The organism is Streptomyces sp. CB01201 (assembly GCF_002803085.1).
Taxonomy (GTDB): domain Bacteria; phylum Actinomycetota; class Actinomycetes; order Streptomycetales; family Streptomycetaceae; genus Streptomyces; species Streptomyces hundungensis.
This window is the reverse complement of sequence record NZ_NNBJ01000002.1, coordinates 535,212-557,120: the sequence shown is the minus strand read 5'-3', so window position 1 is coordinate 557,120 and position 21,909 is coordinate 535,212. Positions and strand designations below refer to the sequence as shown.

General features: G+C 71.1%; 18 protein-coding genes. 7 read left to right on the top strand and 11 right to left on the bottom strand.

The features are described from left to right. Nucleotides 1-7 precede the first annotated feature (7 nt). From CG740_RS07070 to mscL, 6 genes are all read left to right on the top strand, one after another. Nucleotides 8-1,567 (top strand): potassium/proton antiporter, encoded by a 1,560-nt coding sequence (locus CG740_RS07070; protein ID WP_324901071.1) that lies wholly within the window; start codon nucleotides 8-10, stop codon nucleotides 1,565-1,567. A 292-nt stretch (nucleotides 1,568-1,859) separates the two neighbouring features. Continuing rightward, a complete protein-coding gene (locus CG740_RS07060; RefSeq protein ID WP_100574076.1) occupies nucleotides 1,860-3,131 on the top strand; it encodes an MFS transporter in 1,272 nt (423 codons plus the stop codon). Between the two features lie 68 nt (nucleotides 3,132-3,199). Next, nucleotides 3,200-3,514, top strand: a complete 315-nt coding sequence (locus CG740_RS07055; RefSeq protein ID WP_100574075.1) for an FmdB family zinc ribbon protein — start codon at nucleotides 3,200-3,202, stop codon at nucleotides 3,512-3,514. Nucleotides 3,515-3,626: 112 nt separating this feature from the next. After that, nucleotides 3,627-4,460, top strand: a complete 834-nt coding sequence (locus tag CG740_RS07050; protein ID WP_100574074.1) for an S-methyl-5'-thioadenosine phosphorylase — start codon at nucleotides 3,627-3,629, stop codon at nucleotides 4,458-4,460. 365 nt (nucleotides 4,461-4,825) lie between these two features. Next, on the top strand, nucleotides 4,826-5,311 hold the full coding sequence (locus CG740_RS07045) for a hypothetical protein (RefSeq protein ID WP_324901066.1): 486 nt from the start codon (nucleotides 4,826-4,828) through the stop codon (nucleotides 5,309-5,311). Nucleotides 5,312-5,434: 123 nt separating this feature from the next. Then, nucleotides 5,435-5,941: a large conductance mechanosensitive channel protein MscL gene (mscL, locus tag CG740_RS07040; RefSeq protein ID WP_100574073.1), complete on the top strand. Its 507-nt coding sequence runs from the start codon at nucleotides 5,435-5,437 to the stop codon at nucleotides 5,939-5,941. 22 nt (nucleotides 5,942-5,963) lie between these two features. On the opposite strand, the gene CG740_RS07035 is transcribed toward mscL, so the two are convergent. The 11 genes from CG740_RS07035 to CG740_RS06985 all read right to left on the bottom strand — a co-directional run bounded on the left by CG740_RS07035 (nucleotide 5,964) and on the right by CG740_RS06985 (nucleotide 20,700). Further along, nucleotides 5,964-6,221, bottom strand: coding sequence for a hypothetical protein (locus CG740_RS07035; protein ID WP_100574072.1), 258 nt, complete (start codon nucleotides 6,219-6,221; stop codon nucleotides 5,964-5,966). A 171-nt stretch (nucleotides 6,222-6,392) separates the two neighbouring features. Continuing rightward, nucleotides 6,393-6,809 carry a hypothetical protein gene (locus CG740_RS07030; protein ID WP_100574283.1) on the bottom strand — a complete coding sequence of 139 codons (417 nt, stop codon included), beginning with the start codon at nucleotides 6,807-6,809 and terminating at the stop codon, nucleotides 6,393-6,395. Nucleotides 6,810-6,982: 173 nt separating this feature from the next. Then, nucleotides 6,983-7,636 (bottom strand): QcrA and Rieske domain-containing protein, encoded by a 654-nt coding sequence (locus tag CG740_RS07025; protein ID WP_100574071.1) that lies wholly within the window; start codon nucleotides 7,634-7,636, stop codon nucleotides 6,983-6,985. After that, complete coding sequence (locus CG740_RS07020) at nucleotides 7,633-8,235, bottom strand: 4Fe-4S dicluster domain-containing protein (protein WP_100574070.1); 603 nt, start codon at nucleotides 8,233-8,235, stop codon at nucleotides 7,633-7,635. Before CG740_RS07020 ends, CG740_RS07025 begins: the two co-directional genes overlap by 4 nt. 6 nt (nucleotides 8,236-8,241) lie before the next feature. Further along, nucleotides 8,242-10,539, bottom strand: coding sequence for a molybdopterin oxidoreductase family protein (locus CG740_RS07015; RefSeq protein WP_234376107.1), 2,298 nt, complete (start codon nucleotides 10,537-10,539; stop codon nucleotides 8,242-8,244). Next, entirely contained in the window at nucleotides 10,536-11,657 is a 1,122-nt protein-coding gene (locus CG740_RS07010; protein ID WP_376215332.1) for an MFS transporter, read from the bottom strand. Before CG740_RS07010 ends, CG740_RS07015 begins: the two co-directional genes overlap by 4 nt. Before the next feature lie 79 nt (nucleotides 11,658-11,736). Continuing rightward, complete coding sequence (pflA, locus tag CG740_RS07005; RefSeq protein ID WP_100574068.1) at nucleotides 11,737-12,567, bottom strand: pyruvate formate-lyase-activating protein; 831 nt, start codon at nucleotides 12,565-12,567, stop codon at nucleotides 11,737-11,739. Nucleotides 12,568-12,670: 103 nt separating this feature from the next. Continuing rightward, the gene (pflB, locus tag CG740_RS07000; protein ID WP_100574067.1) at nucleotides 12,671-14,941 is read right to left on the bottom strand and encodes a formate C-acetyltransferase; all 2,271 of its coding nucleotides are present in this window, start codon (nucleotides 14,939-14,941) and stop codon (nucleotides 12,671-12,673) included. A gap of 349 nt (nucleotides 14,942-15,290) precedes the next feature. After that, entirely contained in the window at nucleotides 15,291-16,721 is a 1,431-nt protein-coding gene (locus tag CG740_RS06995; protein WP_100574066.1) for an MFS transporter, read from the bottom strand. 238 nt (nucleotides 16,722-16,959) lie between these two features. Beyond that, nucleotides 16,960-19,722, bottom strand: coding sequence for a nitrite reductase large subunit NirB (gene nirB / locus CG740_RS06990; RefSeq protein ID WP_100574065.1), 2,763 nt, complete (start codon nucleotides 19,720-19,722; stop codon nucleotides 16,960-16,962). 231 nt (nucleotides 19,723-19,953) lie between these two features. Beyond that, nucleotides 19,954-20,700: a DUF1838 family protein gene (locus tag CG740_RS06985; protein ID WP_100574064.1), complete on the bottom strand. Its 747-nt coding sequence runs from the start codon at nucleotides 20,698-20,700 to the stop codon at nucleotides 19,954-19,956. 528 nt (nucleotides 20,701-21,228) lie between these two features. Here CG740_RS06985 and CG740_RS06980 point away from each other — a divergent pair. After that, nucleotides 21,229-21,900, top strand: coding sequence for a sirohydrochlorin chelatase (locus tag CG740_RS06980; protein ID WP_100574063.1), 672 nt, complete (start codon nucleotides 21,229-21,231; stop codon nucleotides 21,898-21,900). Nucleotides 21,901-21,909: the final 9 nt, after the last annotated feature.

Here is a 21,909-nt window from a genome sequence, read left to right as displayed (position 1 = left end):
TCGGCCACTGACTGTCCACCAGCTCAACGAACTCCTGCTCATCTGCTCGCTCGTCCTGCTCATCGCCGTCGCGGCGGTGCGCATCTCCTCCCGCAGCGGGCTCCCCAGCCTGCTCCTGTATCTCGGCATCGGGATCGCCATCGGGCAGGACGGCATCTTCAACGTCACGTTCAACGACGCCGAACTGACGCAGGTGATCGGCTATGCCGCACTCGTGGTGATCCTGGCCGAGGGCGGCCTGGGCACGAAGTGGAAGGAGATCAAACCGGCGTTGCCGGCGGCCGTGGTGCTGTCGCTCGCCGGCGTCGCGGTGAGCGTGGGCGTCACGGCGGCGGGGGCCCATTACCTGGTGGGCCTGGAGTGGCGGCAGGCGCTGATCATCGGCGCGGTGGTGTCGTCCACCGATGCCGCGGCCGTCTTCTCGGTCCTGCGCAAGGTGCCGCTGCCCTCGCGCATCACCGGCGTGCTGGAGGCCGAGTCCGGCTTCAACGACGCCCCCGTGGTGATCCTGGTCGTCGCCTTCTCGACGCCGGGGCCGGTCGACTCCTGGTACATGCTGGTCGGGAAGATAGCCCTGGAGCTGGCCATCGGCGCGTCCATCGGGCTCGCGGTGGGCTGGCTCGGCTCGTACGGACTGCGCCACGTGGCGCTGCCCGCCTCCGGCCTCTACCCGATCGCGGTGATGGCGATCGCCGTGTCCGCCTACGCGGCCGGCGCGATGGCCCACGGCTCCGGATTCCTCGCGGTCTACCTCGCCTCCATGGTGCTCGGCAACGCCAAGCTGCCGCACTGGCCGGCCACCCGCGGCTTCGCGGACGGACTCGGCTGGCTCGCCCAGATCGGCATGTTCGTCCTGCTCGGCCTGCTGGTCACCCCGCACAACCTGGCCGCCGACTTCTGGCCGGCCGTCATCATCGGACTCGTCCTGACCATGGTGGCGCGGCCGCTGGAAGTACTGCTGAGCCTGCTGCCGTTCCGCATCCCGTGGCAGGAGAAGGCCCTGATGTCCTGGGCGGGCCTGCGCGGCGCCGTGCCCATCATTCTCGCCACCATCCCCATGGTCTCCGGGGTCGACGGCAGCGAGAAGGTCTTCAACATCGTCTTCATCCTGGTCGTCGTCTACACCCTGATCCAGGGCCCGACGCTGCCGTGGCTGGCCCGCAAGCTCCAGCTCTCGGACTCCGACGAGGCCGCCGACCTCGGCGTCGAATCGGCGCCCCTGGAGCGGCTGCGCGGCCATCTGCTGTCGGTGGCGATCCCGCCGAAGTCGCGGATGCACGGCGTCGAGGTGCACGAGCTGCGGCTGCCGCCCGGCGCGGCCGTCACCCTGGTCGTACGGGACGGCAAGAGCTTCGTCCCCGGGCCCACCACGGTGCTGCGCCAGGGCGACGAACTCCTGGTGGTCGCCACCGATCCGGTACGGGACGCGGCCGAGGCCCGGCTCCGCGCGGTCGGCCAGGGCGGCAAGCTCGCGGGCTGGCTGGGCACCGGCGGCACGCGGGAGCCGGCCAAGAACGGGACCGGGAACGCCGGCAAGAAGGCGAAGCCCGGAAGAACGGCGCATTAAGCCGCGTTGCACGGCGTTAAACCGTATGTCGGCCGCATAAACACAGGCTGAAAGTTGGCACTCCGTGCGGAATCGTAGGCACGGAGTGCCAGGACTCTGTATCATGAAGGCACACCACTGATCGACCAACTCTGCCTGACGCAGAGCTGGCGCGACCGTATGGCGGTCGGGGGCTCCCCGCAGCACCCCGGCATCTACCGCAGATCCGCGCAAGAGGACAGCTCTCGGCAACGCCCGCACCCACAGATCTGTGCATGGGGCGCGCTACCAGGCGGCAGAAAGGCAAGGGGCCGTGGCATCCACGGTCACTTCTGACAAGCGGCCCGGTTACGGCCGGCTGCTGCGCACACCCGGCGCACTGTCCTTCCTCCTGCCCGGCTTCGCCGCCCGGCAGCCCTTCGCGATGCTCACCATCGGCATCCTGCTCCTGGTCCAGCACACGACCGGCTCGTACGGCGGCGCCGGTGCGGTGGCCGCCTTCACGGGCGTGTCCATGGCGCTGTTCGCCCCGCAGAGCGGCAAGCTCGCCGACCGCTTCGGCCAGCGCGCCGTCCTGGTGCCCGGCGTCCTGGTCCACGCGGCCTCGGTCTCGACGCTGACCGCGCTGGCCCTGGCCGGCGCGCCCCTGTGGGCACTGTTCATCGCCGCCGTGCCCACCGGCGCCTCGGTCCCGCAGGTCGGGCCCATGGTGCGGGCCCGCTGGGCGAACAAGCTCGACGGCTCGCCCCTGATGGCGACCGCCGCCGCCTTCGAGTCCGTGACGGACGAGTTCACCTTCGTCATCGGCCCGGTCCTCGCCACCGCCCTGTGCACCGGCGTGCACCCGGCGGCCGGCCTGATCGCCGAGGCCTCGCTCACCCTGGTCGGCGGCCTGCTGTTCGCGGCCCGCCGCGCCACCCAGCCGCCGGTGCGCAGCGCCGCCGAGTTGGAGCAGGCCGAACACACCTCCGCGCTGTCCATCCCGGGCGTACGCGTCCTGGCGATGGCCTTCCTCGGCATCGGCGCGGTCTTCGGCGGCATGCAGGTCTCGCTCACCGCGTTCGCCGAGGAGATCGGCAACCCGGGCATCAACGGCGTCCTCTACGGCATCTTCGCCGCCGGCAACATGCTGGCGGGCATCGCCTGCGGAGCCATCGCCTGGAAGTCCGCTCCCCGCACCCGGCTGATCGCCGGTTACGCGGCGCTGACCATCGCGGCCTCCGGCCTGTGGGCGGCGCAGTCCGCGCTGCTGCTCGGCGGCCTCGGCCTGATCGTCGGCCTGTGCATCGCCCCGGCGCTGATCACCGGCTACACGCTGGTCGAGTCGCTGGTCCCGTCGACCTCGCGCACCGAGGCGTTCACCTGGCTGACGGGCGCCGTCGCGCTCGGCCAGGCCGCCGCGGTCACGGTGGCCGGCCGGCTGACCGACGCCCATGGCTCGACGGCCGGATTCCTGGTGCCGATGGCGGGCACCGCGCTGGCCCTGGTGACGCTCCTCGCCCTGCGCTCGCGGCTCACTCCGCGCCCGGCGGCACGTACCGTGGCGCGTGGCGTCGGTCACCGTGTTCCCGTCACGGTGGACTGATCCCGGGGAATACGTCACTATGGACCGTCGTTAGCACTCATCGAGTGAGAGTGCCAGGAGGAAGACAAGTGCCGACCTACCAGTACCAGTGCACCGCGTGCGGCGAGGGCCTTGAGGCGGTGCAGAAGTTCACCGATGACGCCCTGACCGTGTGCCCGAACTGCGAGGGACGCCTGAAGAAGGTGTTCTCGGCGGTCGGCATCGTCTTCAAGGGCTCCGGCTTCTACCGCAACGACAGTCGCGGCGCGTCGTCGAGCAGCTCGCCCGCCTCGTCGTCGGCGTCGAAGACCTCGACGTCGTCCGGCTCGGACGCCAAGCCCGCGGCCTCCTCCTCGTCGTCGGGCTCCGGCTCGTCCTCGTCGAGCGCCAGCCCGGCCGCCTGACCCAGCCTTCCCGTGAGGACCCCGCCGCACCACGGCGGGGTCCTCGCGTTTTCGACCCCCGCCCCACACCGGCGGGGGTTCGCGCGTTTTCGACCCCGTTAGTGTGACCGCCATGGTTAACGCAGAGATCGGCGTCATCGGCGGCTCGGGGTTCTACTCCTTCCTTGAGGACGTCACCGAGGTCCAGGTCGACACCCCCTACGGCTCCCCCAGCGACTCGCTCTTCGTCGGCGAGATCGCCGGCCGGCGCGTGGCCTTCCTGCCCCGCCACGGCCGCGGCCACCACCTGCCCCCGCACCGCATCAACTACCGCGCCAACCTGTGGGCGCTCCGCTCGGTCGGGGTGCGCCAGGTGCTCGGCCCGTGCGCGGTCGGCGGGCTGCGCCCCGAGTACGGGCCGGGCACGCTGCTCGTACCGGACCAGCTGGTGGACCGCACGAAGGCGCGCGTACAGACCTTTTTCGACGGGCTGCCGCTGCCGGACGGCTCCGTCCCCAACGTCGTGCACACCACGTTCGCCGACCCTTACTGCCCCAGCGGCCGCCAGGCGGCCCTGACCGCCGCGGACGGGCGGGGCTGGCAGGCCGTGGACGGCGGGACGATGGTCGTCATCGAGGGCCCTCGCTTCTCGACCCGCGCCGAGTCCACGTGGCACGCGGCGATGGGCTGGTCGGTGGTCGGCATGACCGGGCACCCCGAGGCCGTCCTGGCCCGCGAACTCGGGCTCTGCTACACCTCGTTGAGCCTGGTCACCGATCTGGACGCGGGCGCCGAGACCGGCGAGGGCGTCTCGCACGCCGAGGTCCTGAAGGTGTTCGGCGAGAACGTGGCCCGCCTGCGCGAGGTCCTCTTCGACGCGGTCGGCGCACTGCCGGCCACCGAGGACCGGGACTGCCTGTGCACCCACGCGCACGACGGCTGGGAGCTCGGCATCGAACTGCCGTGACCTGACGGGGGGACGGTGAGCTCACCGCCTGGCCGGGGACTGCGAACCCACCGCCTGGCGGGACGGTGAACTCCCCATCCGGGTGAGCGAGTTGTCCACAAGCGGGGCGCCGTCCACAGGCCCCGGCGAGATCCCGCGGGGCAGGGGATCGTGAGGAGCGACCGAGCAGCACAGGCTCTCCACGATCGGCAGTGATCACCATGTCCGCAGACCTCGCAGGCCCCGCGAACTCCGTAGGCCAGGCAGGCCCCGCGAACCCTGTAGGCCAGACAGGCCCCGCAGGCCACGTCCCCGCGGCAACCTCCTCGCCCGCTCCCCGCCCCCGCCCCTTCCTGCCTCCCGCGCCCGCGCCCGAGCCCTGCGGGGTGCCGTTCTTCCCGCCGCTTCGGGTGCGCGGCGGGCAGCACGCCCTGCGGCGCGCGATGCGCAGGCGCCGCCGTGCGGTGGCCGCGGGCCTCGCCGTCACGGCGGCCGCCCTCGCGGTGTCCAGCCCGCAGGCGGCCGAGCGTACGCATCCGCCCGCGGCCCCGGCACCACGGGAACGCGGACCGGCGCGGGAGGCCCGGGAGGCCCGGGTGGTGTCCGCTCCGGTACGGATCGCGGACGCGGAGACCGTACGGCTGCTGAGGCCCGGCGATCTCGTCGATGTGATCGCCGCCGCCGACCCGCCCTCGCCGAGCGGCGGGGAGGCCCGGGTGCTGGCAACGGGCGCCCGGGTCGAGCGAGTCCCGGGAGCGGGTACCGGCACGCCGGAGGCCGGAGCGCTGATCGTGCTCGCCGTGCCGCGCGAGACCGCCCGGGTGCTGGTGGGCACCGGCCCCTCGTCCCGCCTGGCGGTGACACTGTGCTGATTCGCACGGGCGAACGGTCAAGTCACCAGTACGCGTGCATGGATTGGACAGCGCGACGCTGCGCTGTCCAAGGTGGCGCAGGAGTTTGCCCCACCCCCTGCACATGCGAAGAAAGGCTCATTGGTGAGCGAGGAGAAGACAGGCGTACTGGCCGGCTTCAAGGCCTTCCTGATGCGCGGGAACGTGATCGACCTGGCCGTCGCCGTGGTGATCGGCGCCGCGTTCACCAACATCGTGAACTCGATCGTGAAGGGCGTGATCAACCCTCTGGTCGGCGCGCTCGGCACCAAGGACCTGGACCACTACAGCTCCTGCTTCAAGGCCCCCTGCACCGGCGACTCGGGCATTCAGATCCTCTGGGGCGGAGTGCTCAGCGCCCTGCTGAGCTTCCTCGTCACCGCCGCGGTCGTGTACTTCCTGATGGTGCTGCCGATGGCCAAGTACCTGGCCCGGCGGGCCCAGCAGCAGGGAGTGAAGGAGACGATGGAGGTCAGCGAGCTGGAGGTGCTCAAGGAGATCCGCGACGCCCTGATCTCCCAGCGCGGCCCCGGTACGGGCCCCGGCACGGGTGCCGGTCCCGGCACCGGTCCGGGAGCGGGCCCCGGATCCGGCCCGGGCGTGGAGTTCTAGAACCGGTACCGGCTTCGACCGCTCAGATGTGGTGGGGCGGCTTCTCGTCGAGGAAGCGTGCCAGGTCGGCTGCGCTGCCCGCGGACGCCGGTCGTTCGCCCCACCCGCGGTCGGTGTCGTCCGCCGACTGCTGGTCCAGCGGATCGTCGAAGACCAGCCGCGGCTTGGGCTTCGGCCGCTCCTTGGGCGCTGAATCCGGCGCTGAAGTCGGCGCTGAAGTCGGCGCTGGTGTGGACGCTGCTTCCGGGTCGCGCGGTCCGGGGGTGGGGGCGGTGCTCATGGCTCCAGGGTACGGCGGGTTGCGCGAGCGCCCGCGGCCCGGCCGCCGGGCCGGAGCCCAGGGGCCCCGCGACCGACAGGGCTCGCACCCACGTTCCCGGGGCCACGGCGGGGGCCCGGTCCGGGCCAGGGTCCGGGCCACGATCCGAGCCAGGGTCCGTCCGGGCCCGGGTCAGCGGTCCTTCGGGTCGAGGGCCCAGATGCCCAGGACCACCAGGAACGAAAGGCAGAGGAAACCCGCGCCCCACCAGGCGGTGCCGGTGTTGCCCCGCATCCATTCGTTGACCACCACGGTGAGCCCCCACAGCTGGCCGATGACCACGGTGATCGCGAGCGTGAGACGGGCCGTCAGCTTGGCGGAGCGCTCCGGCTCCTGCTCGGTGCCCGCACCCGGTCCGGGCCCGGTGTGCCGGGTCCGGGGGTCGCCGTAGCCGCTGGTCGCGCGGATCTGCGGGTAGCGCTCGCGGACCGGCCGGTTGAGCCGCCGCTGCGCGGAGCCGGGGGTGTACGCGGGCCGCGGGGGAACGTCGGGGCCATCGCCCGGCCGGGAGCCTCCGGCGGGACCGGAGTGCCCGCCGGGTGCTGGCAGGCCGTCGGGGCCCGGCGCACCGCCGAAGCCGCCGTGCCCGCCGGAGCTGGGGGAGCTGCCGTGCGGGCCGGGCCGCCCGTCGAAGCCGGGGGTCGGGTTGCCGTCGGGGATCCCGGGGCGATCGGGGTGATCGGGGCGATCGGTGGGACCGGTGGAATCGGCGGGTCCGGGGGTCATGTCCGCTCGCTCCTCTCGGCCGGCTCGGATTTGGCGGCGGGGCAGCCGAGGCGGGCTGCCAGGTCGGGCCGCTTGTCGGCGAACTGCCGGCACATGGCGGCTTCCTCGCTCTCGCCGGAGCGTGCCGTGGCCACCGCCCACACGGCCCCGTCGGCCTCCTCGACGAGCAGCACCTTGGGCAGCGGACGCGGCGGCGGCCCCGCGGTGACCTCGCCGGTACGGGCGTCGAAGACGCCCTCGTGGCAGGGGCAGTACAGCTCGCCCTCGGTGCCGCGGTCCTCGCGCCACAGCACCCCGCAGGCCAGATGCGTACAGACGGCGGAGTAGCCCACGAGGGTTCCGTCCTTGAGCCGGACGGCGACCGCGCGGTCGTCCTCGCCGGGGAAGCGGAAGGCCACGGACTCACCGGGAGCGAGCACCTGCGCGACGCGCTTGGCGTCGGGCGGGCTGTCGCCGTCGCCGTGCCGGTGCAGCACTCCCCCGGCCACGGCGAGGCCGCCGACCGCGAGACCGCCCGAGACGGTGGCGACGATGCGGAGGTAGTCGCGGCGGGTGGTGAGGGAGTCCGCGGCGATGCGGTCGTGGAGGGCGGCCTGGGCCGGGTCGGCGCCCGGGTCGGGAGCGACGGGGGACTGGTCGGTGACGCTCATCGGGTCACGTCCTTCCCGTTGACCTCCACGATCGGGAGCCCGCCGGGCACCGGCCACTGGACCTTGTCGGCGGGCACGACCATGGCCACTCCGGTGGAGACGACGACATCGCCGAACGTGAAGGAGTCGGCGACCTGGACCCCGGGGCGCTCGGCGCGCAGCTCCTCGACGGTCCCGTAGAACAGCGCACCGGTCGGGCAGACCGTGGCGCACATGGGAGCCAGACCGTAGGCGGTGCGGTCGTAGCAGAGGTTGCACTTCATCTGCAGCTTCGCCTGGAGGTCGATCTTCGGTACGCCGAAGGGGCAGGCGTTGACGCAGTTCGCGCAGCCGATGCAGCGGGTGGTGTCGGCCTGCTGCACCACACCGTCCGCGGTCACCAGGATCGCGTCGGCGGGACACACCTCGGCGCACGGGGCGACCGGGTCCTCGCAGTGCATACAGACGGTCGGAAGGGAGGCGACGGAATGACCCTCGTCGGGATAGTCGAGATGGATCATGGACTTGCCGCGGTGCGAGTCGCACTCGCGGCAGGCGGACACACAGGCCTGGCAGCCGATGCAGCGCCCCGGGTCGATGAAGATCGTTCTGCCCATCATGGGACGTCAGCTCCTCTCCGCGGTGCCACGGCCCTGCGGGGACGTGGGCGGCAGGGGGTCGGTGCGCGAGACCTGCGCCGCCGGATACGCCACCTGCCCCGGCGCGGTCGGCGGCGCCGGCACCTCGTCGATCCGCTCGGCGGCCTCGATGCGGCAGGCGCACACCTTGTACTCGGGGATCTTGGAACGCGGGTCGAGGGCGTCGATGGTGAGCGCGTTGGCGGCCGTCGGAACGGGCCAGTGGTACGGGATGAACACGGTGTCGGGCCGGATGGCCTCGGTCACCAGCGCCGGGAAGACCTCGCTGCCGCGCCGGGTCACCACCCGCACCGGGTCACCGTTGCGGAAGCCGTGCGAGGGATGGACCTCCACCCACGGGCGCGGCGTCTGCTCGACGAGCGCGCCGAGCCGGCGGGTCTGGTTGCCGGACAGGAAGTGCGCCACGGTACGGCCCGTGGTCAGCGACATCGGGTGCTCTTCGTCGTACGGGTCCATCGGCGGGTGCCACTCGACGACCTGCATATGGATCTTGCCGTCCGGGTGCGAGGTCCTGCCGCCCTCGAAGAGGCGGGGCGTGCCCGGATGGTCGGTGGAGGGGCAGGGCCAGGCGATACCGCCGGTCTCCTCCAGGCGTTCGTAGGTGATGCCGTAGTAGTCGTTGACCGTCCCGGCCGACGCGATGCGCAGCTCCTCGAACACTTCGCGGGAGCCCGGATAGTCGAACTTGTCGCCCACCCCCAGGCGCCCGGCCAGCTGGCACATCACCCAGGTGTCGGTGCGCACCCCGGGCGGGGGCTCCTGCGCCTTGTTGTGCTTGACCACCCTCGCCTCGGCGTTGGCCATCACGCCCTCGTCCTCGGCCCAGGTGGTGACGGGGAAGACGACGTGCGCGTTGGCCGCGGTCTCGGAAAGGAAGAAGTCGAATTGAGCGTGGAACTCCAGGGTGTCGTACCCGTTCTTGACCGTCGCGTAGTTGGGCAGCGAGACGAACGGGTTGTTGCAGATGCCGATCAGGCCGCGGATCTCCTGGCGCTGCATCTGCCAGACCATTTCCATCATCGAGGTTCCCGCGGGCGGGAGTTCGCTCTCCTCGATGCCCCAGATCTCGCAGATCTGCCGACGGTGTTCCGGGTTCGAGATGGAACGCCCGCCGGGCAGCAGATCGGACTTCTGGCCGTGCTCGCGTCCGCCCTGCCCGTTGCCCTGGCCGGTGATGGTGCCGTAACCGGCGCCGGGCTTGCCGAGGTGGCCGGTGGCGGTGCACAGATTGATGACGGTCAGACAGTTCTCGACGCCCTGCGAATGGTGCTCGATCCCCCGGGCGTGCCAGGCCATCGCCCGCTTGGCGCCCGCGAAGGCCCGGGCCACCTGGACGACCTGCGACGCGGGGATTCCGCAGATGTCGGCGGCCGTCTCGGGCGTGCAGTCGGCGACGGCGGCACGCACCTCGTCCCAGCCGGTGGTGTGCTCGGCGACGAACTCCTTGTCGACGAGGTTCTCCTCGATGACGACGTGGAGTACGGCGTTGAAGAAGGCCGCGTCGGTGCCGGGGCGAAGGGCGACGTGGATGTCGGCGGTCCGGGCGATGGCCGTCTCGCGCGGGTCGACCACGATGAGACTGGCCCCGCGGTCCCGCGCGCCCCACAGGTACTGGGTCATGACGGGGAAGCACTCCCCCACGTTCGACCCGGCGATCAGCAGGCAGTCGGTGAGCAGGATGTCGGAGAACGGATTGCCCGCCCGGTCGATGCCGAAGGCCAGCTTGTTGGCGCCGGCCGCGGACACCATGCACAGCCGGCCGTTGTAGTCGACGTGCCGTGTCTTGAGCGCGACCCGGCCGAACTTGCCGACCAGGTACGTCTTCTCGGAGAACAGGCTCGCCCCGCCGAGCAGCCCGAACGCGTCATTGCCGTACGCGCCCTGGATGCGGCGGATCTCGGCGACCGTGAAATCCAGCGCCTCCTCCCAGGATGCCTCCCGGAACGGCTCGTCTCGGGAGCGGCGCATCAGCGGCGCGGTCAGCCGGTCGGGGTGGTTGACCTGCTGGTAGGCGTTGATGCCCTTGGGGCACAGGCGCATCCGGTTGATGTCGTGATTGCGGGGCTCGACGCCGAACACCTTGCCCGCGCGGTCGACCCGCAGATACATGCCGCACTGCACCCCGCAGAAGCAGCAGTGGGTGGGCACCAGGGTTTCGCCGTTCTGGTCGGCGTGCCACTGGTCGGCGGGGATTCCGCCCGCGTCCCGGAAGTTGCGGGTGCCGGGCGGCGCGATCGAAGGGTCCAGCGGAATGGGGCTGCTCACTTGAAGCCCTTCTTGACGTGGCTGAGGTAGGCGGTGCCGCGCAGCACCCGCTTGCAGCGCGGGCAGTACTGGGCCCATGCGTCGAAGTCGAGCTTCAGATCGCGCATGGTGCCGCGCAGGTTCTCGACGTAGGGCGCGGTGTCGATCGGCTCACCGCAGCGCTTGCACGGGAAGACCTGCTCGTCCTGGCGGGTCGTGTACTTGAAGAGCTGCATGCCGACCGCGGCCGGCCGCTGCACGATGTGGAAGAACTTCCCGAACGGGATGTAGATGAGCGTGAACACCACCGACACCATGTGCAGGATCGCCAGGAACTCGTAGCCGCCACCGTGCAGGAAGATCGACGAGAAGGTGAGGAGGAGCCCCGTCACGGAGATGACGATCAGCGCGATCAGCGGGACGAGGTCGTAGCCGAAGCGCTGCCCGGTGATGGCGCCGCGGTCCTTCATCCGCCGCCACAGGAAATACGAGGCGCCGGGGATCACCAGGACGGCGGCGATGTCCAGACCGTGGAACATCAGCCAGCCGACCACGCTCAGCGCGTCGAACCCGAGGATCTTGAACCCCCAGATCCGCATCTCGTACCCGGGGCCCGCACCTGACCCCGAGGTGAAGGTGAACCAGCCCCAGGTCAGCGGGAACGTGATCGCGGCGGCCAGGATGCAGCCCCAGAAGATGAGCTGGTGGGCGGCCCAGCGGGCGTGCGAGCGGGCGCCGAGGAACTTCTGGAAGCCGAGATAGGTGGCGATCATCTTCGGCAGGGCGGTGGGGGCCTTGCGGAAGTTGGCGACCGAGAACAGGCTGCGCCATCCCTGCTTGAACAGGCGGCGCGCGCCGGGAGAGGAGATCCACACGGTGTAGCGGTAGGCGACACCGAAGGCCAGGAAGACCGTGGCGACCGCGTACGGAAGGAGGGCGGAGTCGAAGTCCTTGAGCAGCCGGCTGCCGAAGACGATGGCCAGGATCAGCAGCAGGGACACGGCCACACCGGCCAGGGTCGCGCGCAGCGCCACGGAACGCGGGGCACGCGCGACGGCAACGGCCACCACCGGTGGCGGCGGCCCGCCCGGGGAGGACGCGTCCGGGGGTGCGGCGGGAGGCGCGGGGGGCTCGGTCACGTCCTCACGGTAGAGACAGGAAGGGGTGAATCACCTGTTTTAGGGATCAACAGGGTGAGTCGTCGGCCCCGGCGAGAACTCAGACCGCGTTCAGACCGTGCGAGGTGAAGATCTCGCGGGCCGCCGTCAGCGCGGCCGGGGCCGGTGACGGGGTGTCGTGCAGGGTGAAGTTCATGTCGAGGGCCTGCCACTTGCTCTCGCCCAGCTTGTGGAAGGGCAGGACGTCGACGCGGGACACATTGCCGAGGGAGGCGGCGAAGGAGGCGACGCCGTCGATGTTGGCGGGGTCGTCGGTCAGCCCCGGCACCAGAACGAAGCGGACGTGGACTTCCTTGCCGAGGTCCGCCAGGCGGTGGGCGAAGTCCAGAGTCGGCTGCAACGGGCGCCCGGTCACCTTCTGGTACGTCTCCCCGTCCCAGGACTTGATGTCGAGCAGCACCAGGTCGACGTCGCGCAGCAGCGCGTCGGTCGCCCGGGTGCCGAGGAAACCGGAGGTGTCCAGGGCGGTGTGCAGGCCCAGGTCGTGCTTGTAGCGGTGCAGCAGTTCGCCGGTGAAGACGGGCTGGAGCAGCGGTTCGCCACCGCTGACGGTGGCGCCGCCGCCCGCCGCCCGGATGAACGTCGTGTACTTGGCGGCCTCGGCGACCACGTCGTCCGCGCTGGTGCGCTTGCCGTTGCGCATCCGCCAGGTGTCGGGGTTGTGGCAGTACAGGCAGGTCAGCGGGCAGCCCGAAAGGAAGGTGACGAAGCGCGTGCCCGGGCCGTCGACGCCGGTCGACAGGTCCCAGGAGTGGACCGAGCCCACGATCGGCCGGCGGGTGGCCGCCCCGGCGGGCGTGGTCGCGTCCTCGTCGCAGCCGAAACGGGCCGGCCGGCCGACGGGGATCTCCGGGCTGAGCAGAACGGCCATGGCAGGACCTTCCTGGACGAGGGCTGAACGGGGGTGCGGGTGGGGTGGGTGGGCGAGGGGGGTGGGGGGGGAGGGGGACCCCCTCCCCCGCCGGCCCGACCTCTCAAAGCCCCCCGTGGAACGTCCGGTTGATGACGTCCAGCTGCTGTTCCCGGGTGAGGCGGACGAAGTTGACCGCGTAGCCGGAGACCCGGATGGTGAGCTGGGGGTAGTTCTCCGGGTGCTGCATGGCGTCTTCGAGGGTGGCCTTGTCGAGGACGTTGACGTTCATGTGGAAGCCGTTGCTGGCCATGAAGCCGTCCAGGACGCCGGACAGGTTGTCGATGCGCTCGCGCGGGGTGCGGCCGAGGGCGTCGGGAGTGATGGTGTTGGTGAGTGAGATGCCGTCCTCGGCGTCGTCGTAGGGCAGCTTGGCGACGGACAGCGCGGAGGCGATGTAGCCGTGCTGGTCGCGGCCGTTCATCGGGTTGGCGCCGGGCGCGAACGGGGTGCCGGCGCGGCGGCCGTCGGGGGTGTTGCCGGTCTTCTTGCCGTAGACGACGTTGGAGGTGATGGTCAGCACGGACTGGGTGTGGACGGCGTCGCGGTAGGTGGGGTGCTTGCGCACCTTCTCCATGAAGTCGTGCACGATCTTGGTGGCGATCTCGTCGGCGCGGTCGTCGTTGTTGCCGTAGGCCGGGTAGTCGCCCTCGATCTCGTAGTCGACGGCGAGGCCGGTCTCGTCGCGGACGACCTTGACCTTGGCGTGCTTGATGGCGGACAGCGAGTCGGCGGCGACCGAGAGCCCGGCGATGCCGCAGGCCATGGTGCGCAGGATCTGCTGGTCGTGCAGCGCCATCTCGATGCGCTCGTAGGCGTACTTGTCGTGCATGTAGTGGATGACGTTGAGCGCGTGGACGTACGTCTTGGCCAGCCAGTCCAGCATCGCGTCGTACTGGGCGGCGACGGTCCCGTGGTCGAGGTACTCGCCCTCGATGGGGGTGAAGCCCTCGACGACGAGCTTGCCGCTCTTCTCGTCGCGGCCGCCGTTGATCGCGTAGAGCAGGGCCTTGGCGACGTTGACCCGGGCACCGAAGAACTGCATCTGCTTGCCGACGGCCATGGCCGAGACACAGCAGGCGATGGCGGTGTCGTCGCCGTACTTGGGACGCATCAGCGCGTCGGACTCGAACTGGATGGCCGAGGTGTCGATGGCGACCTTGGACGCGAAGTCCTTGAATCCGAGCGGGAGTTCACTGTCCCAGAAGACGGTGAGGTTGGGCTCGGGGGCGGGGCCGAGGTTGTAGAGGGTCTGGAGGGCGCGGAAGGTGGTGCGGGAGACGAGCGGGCGGCCGTCCTCGCCGATGCCGGCCATGGACCAGGTGACCCAGGTGGGGTCGCCGGAGTACAGCTCGTTGTATTCGGGGGTGCGCAGGAAGCGGACGATGCGGAGCTTGATGACGAAGTCGTCGATGAACTCCTGGGCCTGCTCCTCGGTGATGAGGCCGGCCTCGATGTCGCGCTGGAGGTAGATGTCGAGGAAGTTGTCGATGCGGCCGATCGACATGGCCGCGCCGTTCTGCTCCTTCACGGCGGCGAGGTAGGCGAAGTACAGCCACTGGACGGCTTCGCGGCCGGTGGTGGCGGGGCCGGAGATGTCGTAGCCGTAGGAGAGGGCCATGGCCTTGAGCTCGCCGAGCGCCTTGATCTGCTCGGAGATTTCCTCGCGGTCGCGGATGACGGTCTCCGTCGCCCAGGCCTCGCCGAGGCGCGCCTTGTCGGCCTCCTTGGCGGCGATGAGGCGGTCGACGCCGTAGAGGGCGACGCGGCGGTAGTCGCCGATGATGCGGCCGCGCCCGTAGGCGTCGGGCAGGCCGGTGATGATGCCGGAGGAGCGGCAGGCGCGGATCTCGGGGGTGTAGGCGTCGAACACGCCCTCGTTGTGGGTCTTGCGCAGGTGGGTGTAGACGTCGCGGATCTCGGGGTCGGCCTCGTAGCCGTAGGCGTTGAGGGCGCCTTCGACCATGCGCCAGCCGCCATTGGGCATGATGGCGCGCTTGAGGGCGCCGTCGGTCTGGAGGCCGACGATGAGGTCGTTGTGGTCGGCCGGGGTGCCGTCGATGTAGCCGGGCTTGAAGGCGTCGATGCGGGACGGGGTCTTCACGTCCACGTCGTAGATGCCCTGCTCGATCTCCTGCGGGAACATCGACAGGAGCTTGTTCCAGACGGCGGTGGTGCGTTCGGTGGGGCCGGCCAGGAAGTCGGCGTCGCCCTCGTAGGGCGTGTAGTTCTGCTGGACGAAGTCGCGGACGTCGATGGCGTCGCGCCACAGTCCGCCCTTGAAGCCGTCCCAGGCTGCGCCGTTCTTCGTTGCCTCTGCGGGGGTCGCGGTCATGGCGGGCACCCTTCCGAATCGCCGTTGACGTGTCCTTCTCCGTCGTTGAGCGGTAGCTCTTCGACTGCTTCCATTCCACTCCTTTTGATCGATCAATTGCGGCGGCAGAGGTCACCAAATCCGGGCCGAAAGCCCCCTCCCTCCCCTCCCTCATTTCTTGACACGGACGCTGACCTGCACATTTAGTCAGGACTTTGGGCCCTAGTTCGCTTGTGAACACATTCACAAGAATTTTCCCGATGAACCCGAGGGGCGACGGAGATGCGCACCGGAAGAAACGCGAAGGGGCCCGCACGGAAGGTGCGGGCCCCTTCGCCGTCGACCGAGAAGTCGACCGAGAATCTGCGGCCTAGCTGGGCGCCTCCGCGCCCTTGCGGGCGTAGAACCACCAGGCGACCACGATGCAGCTGACGTAGAAGGCCACGAAGCCCCACATCGCGCTGGTGACCGCGAAGTTGGCGAACATCGCCGGGATGAAGAAGAAGCCGTAGGCGGCGATCGCGGAGGTGAAGCCGGTGACCGCGCCCGCCTCCATCTCGGACTGCTTGAGCGCCTTGGCGTACTCGGGGGTGCCCTCGGTCAGGCCCTTGAGGTGCTGGTTGCGGAAGATCACCGGGATCTGCCGGAAGGTCGAGCCGTTGCCCACGCCGGAGAAGAAGAACGCGGCGAGGAAGCAGGCGAAGAAGCCGTAGAAGTTGCCCGAATCGCCGCCCGCCGGAAGGAAGTTGATGACGCCGATGATCGCGAGCGCCATGCCGACGAAGGAGATGATGGTGACCTTCGCGCCGCCGAGCTTGTCGGCGATCCAGCCGCCGGCCCAGCGGGCCAGTGCGCCGAGCGCCGGACCCATCCAGGCGTAGGTGGCGACGGAGTAGGCCGGGAACGTCGTCTTGATCAGCAACGGCAGGGCGGCGGCGAAGCCGATGAAGGAGCCGAAGGTGCCGACGTACAGCCAGGTCATCAGCCAGTTGTGCTTGCGCTTGAAGATGACCTTCTGGCGGCTGAAGGGGGTGGAGGCGACCTTCAGGTCGTTCTGGCCGAACCAGGCGATCAGGGCGAGGACGATCAGGACCGGCACCCACAGGAACGCGGCGTTCTGGAGGTAGACCGGGGTGCCGTCCTTCTTGTGCTGGGCGGAGCCGATCGCGATGGTCGAGAAGGTGATGACGATCGGCGTGAGCAGCTGGACGACGGAGACGCCGAGGTTGCCGAGGCCGCCGTTGATGCCGGTGGCGTTGCCCTTCTCCTTCTTCGGGAAGAAGAAGCCGATGTTGGCGAGCGAGGAGGCGAAGTTGGCGCCGCCGATGCCGCAGAGCGCGGCGATGATCACCATGACGCCGTACGGGGTCGAGGTGTTCTGGATGGCGATACCGAGCCAGATCAGCGGCACGATCAGCACCACCGTCGACAGCGCGGTGAAGCGGCGCTGGCCGATCATCGGGCCGAGGAAGGTGTAGAGGATGCGGGCGGTGCCGCCGGTCAGGCCCGGTATGGCGGTGAGCCAGAACAGCTGGGAGGTGGAGAAGGTGAAGCCGACGTCCTTGAGGTTGGTCGCGGTGACGGACCAGACCTGCCAGACCACGAAGGCGACGAGCAGGGCGGGGACGGCGATCCACAGGTTCCGGGTGGCCACCTTGCGCCCGACCGAGCGCCAGAAGACCTCGTTCTCCGGCTCCCATTCGGTGATGGTGCGTCCGGGACGATAGTCCGCCGGGTCGTACGAGCCTGTGGCGTCGGGGCCGGCGTCGTGCCGGGTGGATGGCTGGAGCGCGGAACTCATGGTGCTTCCCAGGGGGTTGAGACGAGTCCTGACATATCCAGACTGCGCCTCGCGCGCCGCCCGGGTGAGAGGCGAATGCCATCAGTGCGGGCGGCCCTAGGTCCCCGCCGGCGCCGCCGTACGGCCCGGCCGGTCGCCGCGGGCCGGGGACCTTACGGCCCGGCCGGTCGCGCCCGTACGAACCCGGCCGGTCGCCGCAGGCCGCGCGCGTACCACCCGGCCGGTGCCCCGGGCCGCGCTAGAACCGGGTCGCGGGGACGTCGGCGAGGTCGACGACGGGGAGGCGGACGTCCGGGTCGTCCAGGCACTGGCCGGTGCGCAGGTCGAACTCCTGCTTGTGCATGGGCGAGGCGACGACGGGAACGCCGTCGCGGCTGCCCATGATGCCGCCCGCGATGACGTCGGCGCCGGAGAACGGGTCGCGGTTGGAGACCGCGTACACCTGGCCCGTGGGGGACTTGAACAGGGCCGCCTCGCCGCCGTCGGGGAGCCTGGCGGGACGGCCCCGGCCGGGTTCGAGGTCCTCGTGGGCGCCGAAGTCGACATGGCCGAAGCGGTCGAGGGCGGCGGGGTCGGCGAGGACGGCGGCCCATTCGTCGCGGTACGCGGCGACATGGCGGTCCATCTGGGCTTCGAGCTCGTCGCAGATGCCGAGGGAGTCGGCGAGCAGGACGTCCTTGAGGTGGTCGAGCCCGCCGTCGATGCGCTCGATCCAGGCGGCGGTGCGCTCCAGGCGTTCGGCGGTGCGCACGTAGTACATGAGGAACCGGTCGATCGTCCTGAAGAGGTCGGCGGTGGACAGGTCGGAGGCGAGCAGATCGGCGTGGCGGGGCTGGGCGCCGCCGTTGCCGCAGACGTACAGGTTCCAGCCGCCGGCGGTGGCGATGACGCCGATGTCCTTGCCGCGTGCCTCGGCGCATTCGCGCAGGCAGCCGGAGACGCCGCCCTTGAACTTGTGCGGGGTGCGCAGGCCCCGGTAGCGGTTCTCCAGGTCGATGGCGAGCTGGATCGAGTCGCCCTGCCCGAAGCGGCAGAACCGGGCGCCCACACAGGACTTGACGGCCCGCAGCGACTTTCCGTACGCCTGCCCGGACTCGAAGCCGGCCGTGCCGAGGCGGCGCCAGATGTCGGGGAGCTGGTCGGCGCGGGCGCCGAAGAGGCCGATCCGCTGGGCGCCGGTGATCTTGGTGTAGAGGCCGTAGTCGCGGGCGACCTCGCCGAGCGCGATGACCTGCTCGGGGGTGACCTCGCCGCCGGGGACGCGCGGGATGACGGAGTAGGTGCCGTCCTTCTGGAGGTTGGCGAGGAAGAGGTCGTTGGAGTCCTGGAGGGTGGCCTGCTCGCCGTCGAGGACGTGGCCGATGCCGAGTTCGGGGGCGAGGGTGCCCAGCACGTTGCCGACGACGGGCTTGCAGACGGTGCAGCCGTCCCCTCCCCTGCCGTGACGCTCCATCAACTCGCTGAAGGAGCGGATGTGTTCGTCCTTCACGACGGCGTAGATCTCGGAGCGGGACAGCTCGAAGTGTTCGCACAGGCCGCGCGCCTTCACGACGCCGGCGGCGGCGAGTTCGGCGTCGAGGACGGCCTGGAGCGAGCCGAGGCAGCCGCCGCAGCCGGTCCCGGCCTTGGTGCACCGCTTGATGCCGCCGATGTCGGTGAGCCCGTGTTCGGCGACGGCGTCGCGCACCCGGCCCTTGGTGACGTTGTGGCAGGAGCAGACGACGGCGTCGTCGGGCAGCGCGTCGGCGCCGGGCGCCTCACCGCCGGCCGGGGCGATGAACGCCGAAGCGGGTCCCGGGAGTTGGCGTCCGGTGTGCGGCTGGAGCGAGCCGTACGCGGCGGCGTCGCCGACCAGGATGCCGCCGAGGAGACGGCCGTCCGGACCGAGCAGCAGCTTCTTGTAGACGCCCTCGCGCCCGTCGGAGAAGAGCACCTCCACGGCGCCGCTCCCGGAGGTGGCGAAGGGGTCGCCGAACGAGGCGACGTCGGCGCCCATCAGCTTGAGCTTGGTGGAGGTGTCGGCGCCGGTGAAGGTGAGGTCCCCGCCGCCCGCGAGGCGCTCGGCGACCGTCTCGGCCATCTGGTAGCCGGGCGCGACCAGACCGTACACACGGCCGTCGACGGTCTGGGCGCACTCGCCGATGGCGTAGATGTACGGGTCGGTGGTGCGGCAGTGCGCGTCGACGGCCACGCCGCCCCGGTCGCCGACGGCGAGCCCGCACTCGCGGGCGAGGCGGTCGCGGGGGCGCACCCCCGCGGAGAAGACCACGACGTCGGCGCCGATGCGGCGGCCGTCGCTGAGCCGCAGCTCGCGCACCCGGCCGGTGTCGTCGACCTCGACCTCGTGGGCGCCGACGCCGGTGTGCACGGCGACGCCCATGGACTCGATGGTGGTGCGCAGGGCTGCGGCGCCGCCGTCGTCGACCTGGAGCGGCATGAGCCGGGGCGCGAATTCGACGACGTGCGTGCTCAGGCCGAGGGTGCGCAGCGCACCGGCGGCCTCCAGGCCGAGCAGCCCGCCGCCGATGACGACGCCGGTGCGGGCACCGCCGCCGGCGTACTGGGTGAGCTGTTCCACGTCGTAGAGGGTGCGGTAGGTGAAGCAGCCGGTGGCGTCCGCGCCGGGGATGGGCGGCACGAAGGGGTAGGAGCCGGTGGCCAGGACGAGCGCGTCGTAGGGGACGACGGTGCCGGAGGTGGTGGTGACCGTGCGGGCCGCCGGGTCGACGGCCTCGGCCGGGTCGCCGAGCCGCAGGTCGATGCCGTGCTGTTCCATGAACTCGCCCCCGGACAGGGCGAGTTGCTCGGAGTCGGCGCCGGTGAAGGCGGACGACAGATGGACGCGGTCGTAGGCGGGAACGTCCTCCTCGGCGAGGACGGTGACGTGCCAGCCGGGGGCGCCGGGCCGGGCCAGGGCCCCGCGCTCGGCGAGGGCCTCCAGGAGGCGGTGGCCGACCATGCCGTGGCCGATCAGCACGAGATTCTGCGCGGGCTGCGACATGGCTTCGCTCCGGGGGCTCGGGCCCTGCCCCTTCGGCGGTGCTGGTGATCCGCACGCCGGGGACCGGGTGGTCTACCCCTTCGAGGGTGCGGAGGTCCACTCGACGGGGACTGGCGGTCTACCCCTTCGACGCTAGACCGCCCGCGCCCGCCCGAGCCCCGGAAAAAGCCCTCGCCACCAGGGCCTTGTGGCCCCCCGGGGCGGGCGGTTGGACCCGCCGTGGGGGACGCGCTAGGCGGGCGGGTTGAGCTTGCGGAAGTAGGTCCAGCTGGTCTCGTTGGGCTCGCTCCACTTCTCCGGGGCGTTGGCGTACTCGGGGTGGTGCGCGGCGATGTACGCACGGGTGCGCTCGGGCACCTCCTCGTACGAGCCGAGCTTGCGGCCCCGGCAGTGGTAGGTGAGCCCGCCGGGCCGCTGGCCGCGCGCCATCCAGGGCAGCCACGGCGACATCCGGGTCCAGGACATGGTGGCCGGGACGCTGTCCGCGTCGCCCGCGAGGTCGGCTCGGTCGGCGAAGAACTGGAACAGCTCCAGCGCCTTGTAGGTGTCGCCGGCCGAGTGCAGCGGGTACTGGGCGACGGGCAGCGGCGAGGGGTAGGCGAGCGGGATCTCCAGACTGAAGCAGACCTGCCCGCCGAGCTCGGTGGTCGGCACCGGGAAGGGGCGCCAGCGCTGGTTGGCCGGGTCGTTCCAGATGTGCACGACGGGCAGGTCCTGCCAGCTCTCCAGGATGTCCCGGCTGACCGGGTCGAGGTAGAACGCGGCCTCACGGGTGAGCAGTTGATACGCGTCCGGGCCTGCCTCCTCGTCCCGGACGAGGCGGGCGACGTTGACCCCCTCGAACCCGAAGAGCCGCGTGTACGGCTCGTCCGGGGCCCAGGAGTACACGTCCCCCGACCACCAGTAGGTGACCTCCTCACCGCCGAGGGAGGCGCGGGTGCGGGCGAGGTCGCGGAGCTGCTGCACGGGTGTGGTCATACCCCCACTCTGCGCGGCTTCCCCACCCCCGGGGAACCCCCGGCCCCTTCCGGCTACGGACCGGCAGCTGCCGGGGCTCCGCCCCAGACCCCGTTTCGCGCAGTTCCCCGCGCCCCTGAACCCCGTTTTCGTCCGTCCGTCGCACGTGGCCGTTCGCGCAGTTCCCCGCGCCCCTGGCAGCGCCGGGTGCTGGGGCATCCTCAGCCCGTCATGGGGGTCCCCCCCCTGGCCCTTAAGGCCTTGGGGGAGTTTGAGGACGAGCGCCCTTAAGGCGCGAACGGGGGTCTGGGGGCGGAGCCCCCAGGGTCCTTCAACCCCCGGAGGGTTGCGGGAAGGGGCGGGGTGGGGCGACTCCCGGGGTCTGGGGCGGAGCCCCAGGGAGCCGAGCCCCAGGGCGCCGAGCCCAAAGGCCCCCCACCAGGGGACTTTGGCGGGCCCCGCCCAACCCCGCCCCGCGCTAGCGTGGAGACGCCGGGGTGCCACGACACCACCCCGGCACCCCACCACCCACCCCCCGGGAGGCCCGCGATGCTCGTGATCGCCGTACACGGCAGCTCCGCCCCGGGCGCGGGCGCCACCATCGCCCGTCTGGTGAGGGCACTGGACCGGCCCGCCCTGATCGCACACCTGGACGTGCAGCGCCCCAGCCTCGCCGACGTCCTCGCGAAGAACCCCGGCGCCGTGGTCGTGCCGCTCCTCCTCGGCGAGGGCTACCACCGCCGCGTGGACGTCCCCGCCGTCGCCCGCCGCTTCCACTGCACCGTCACCGCCGGACTCGCGGGCGAGCCCGACGTGGCCCGAGCCGTGCACGACCGGCTGCTCGCGGCCGGCGGCCCCGGCGACGCGATCGTCGTCGCGGGCGCGGGCTCGACCCGCCCGCACGGAAACGACGGAACCCGGGCCGTGACACGGGAGTTGAGCGCGGCCCACCCCGACATCCCGGTACTCGACGCGTACTGCTCCGCCGCACATCCCAGCGTCCGCGACCGCGTCGAACAGCTGCACCGCGCCGGGTTCCGGCGGATCACGATCGCCACCCACCTCCTGGCCCCGGGCCGCTTCACCCACGCGCTCGACGCGATCCGCGAGACGACCCCCGGCGTGCACGCCGTATCGACCCCGATCGCCGATCACCCGCTGCTCGCGCGCCTTGTGCTGAACCGGTACGAATCCGTACGCCCGGAAGTGTTGGCCGCCTAGCGCACCCGC

Excerpts from the sequence above, each read along its gene's own strand:
- CG740_RS07035 (WP_100574072.1), bottom strand. The coding sequence starts at position 6,221 with ATGAGCACCGCCCCCACCCCCGGACCGCGCGACCCGGAAGCAGCGTCC.
- pflA (WP_100574068.1), bottom strand. The coding sequence starts at position 12,567 with ATGGCCGTTCTGCTCAGCCCGGAGATCCCCGTCGGCCGGCCGGCCCGT.
- CG740_RS06995 (WP_100574066.1), bottom strand. The coding sequence starts at position 16,721 with ATGAGTTCCGCGCTCCAGCCATCCACCCGGCACGACGCCGGCCCCGAC.
- CG740_RS07020 (WP_100574070.1), bottom strand. The coding sequence starts at position 8,235 with ATGATGGGCAGAACGATCTTCATCGACCCGGGGCGCTGCATCGGCTGC.
- CG740_RS06980 (WP_100574063.1), top strand. The coding sequence starts at position 21,229 with ATGCTCGTGATCGCCGTACACGGCAGCTCCGCCCCGGGCGCGGGCGCC.
- CG740_RS07025 (WP_100574071.1), bottom strand. The coding sequence starts at position 7,636 with ATGAGCGTCACCGACCAGTCCCCCGTCGCTCCCGACCCGGGCGCCGAC.
- CG740_RS06985 (WP_100574064.1), bottom strand. The coding sequence starts at position 20,700 with ATGACCACACCCGTGCAGCAGCTCCGCGACCTCGCCCGCACCCGCGCC.
- CG740_RS07050 (WP_100574074.1), top strand. The coding sequence starts at position 3,627 with ATGGTTAACGCAGAGATCGGCGTCATCGGCGGCTCGGGGTTCTACTCC.
- nirB (WP_100574065.1), bottom strand. The coding sequence starts at position 19,722 with ATGTCGCAGCCCGCGCAGAATCTCGTGCTGATCGGCCACGGCATGGTC.
- pflB (WP_100574067.1), bottom strand. The coding sequence starts at position 14,941 with ATGACCGCGACCCCCGCAGAGGCAACGAAGAACGGCGCAGCCTGGGAC.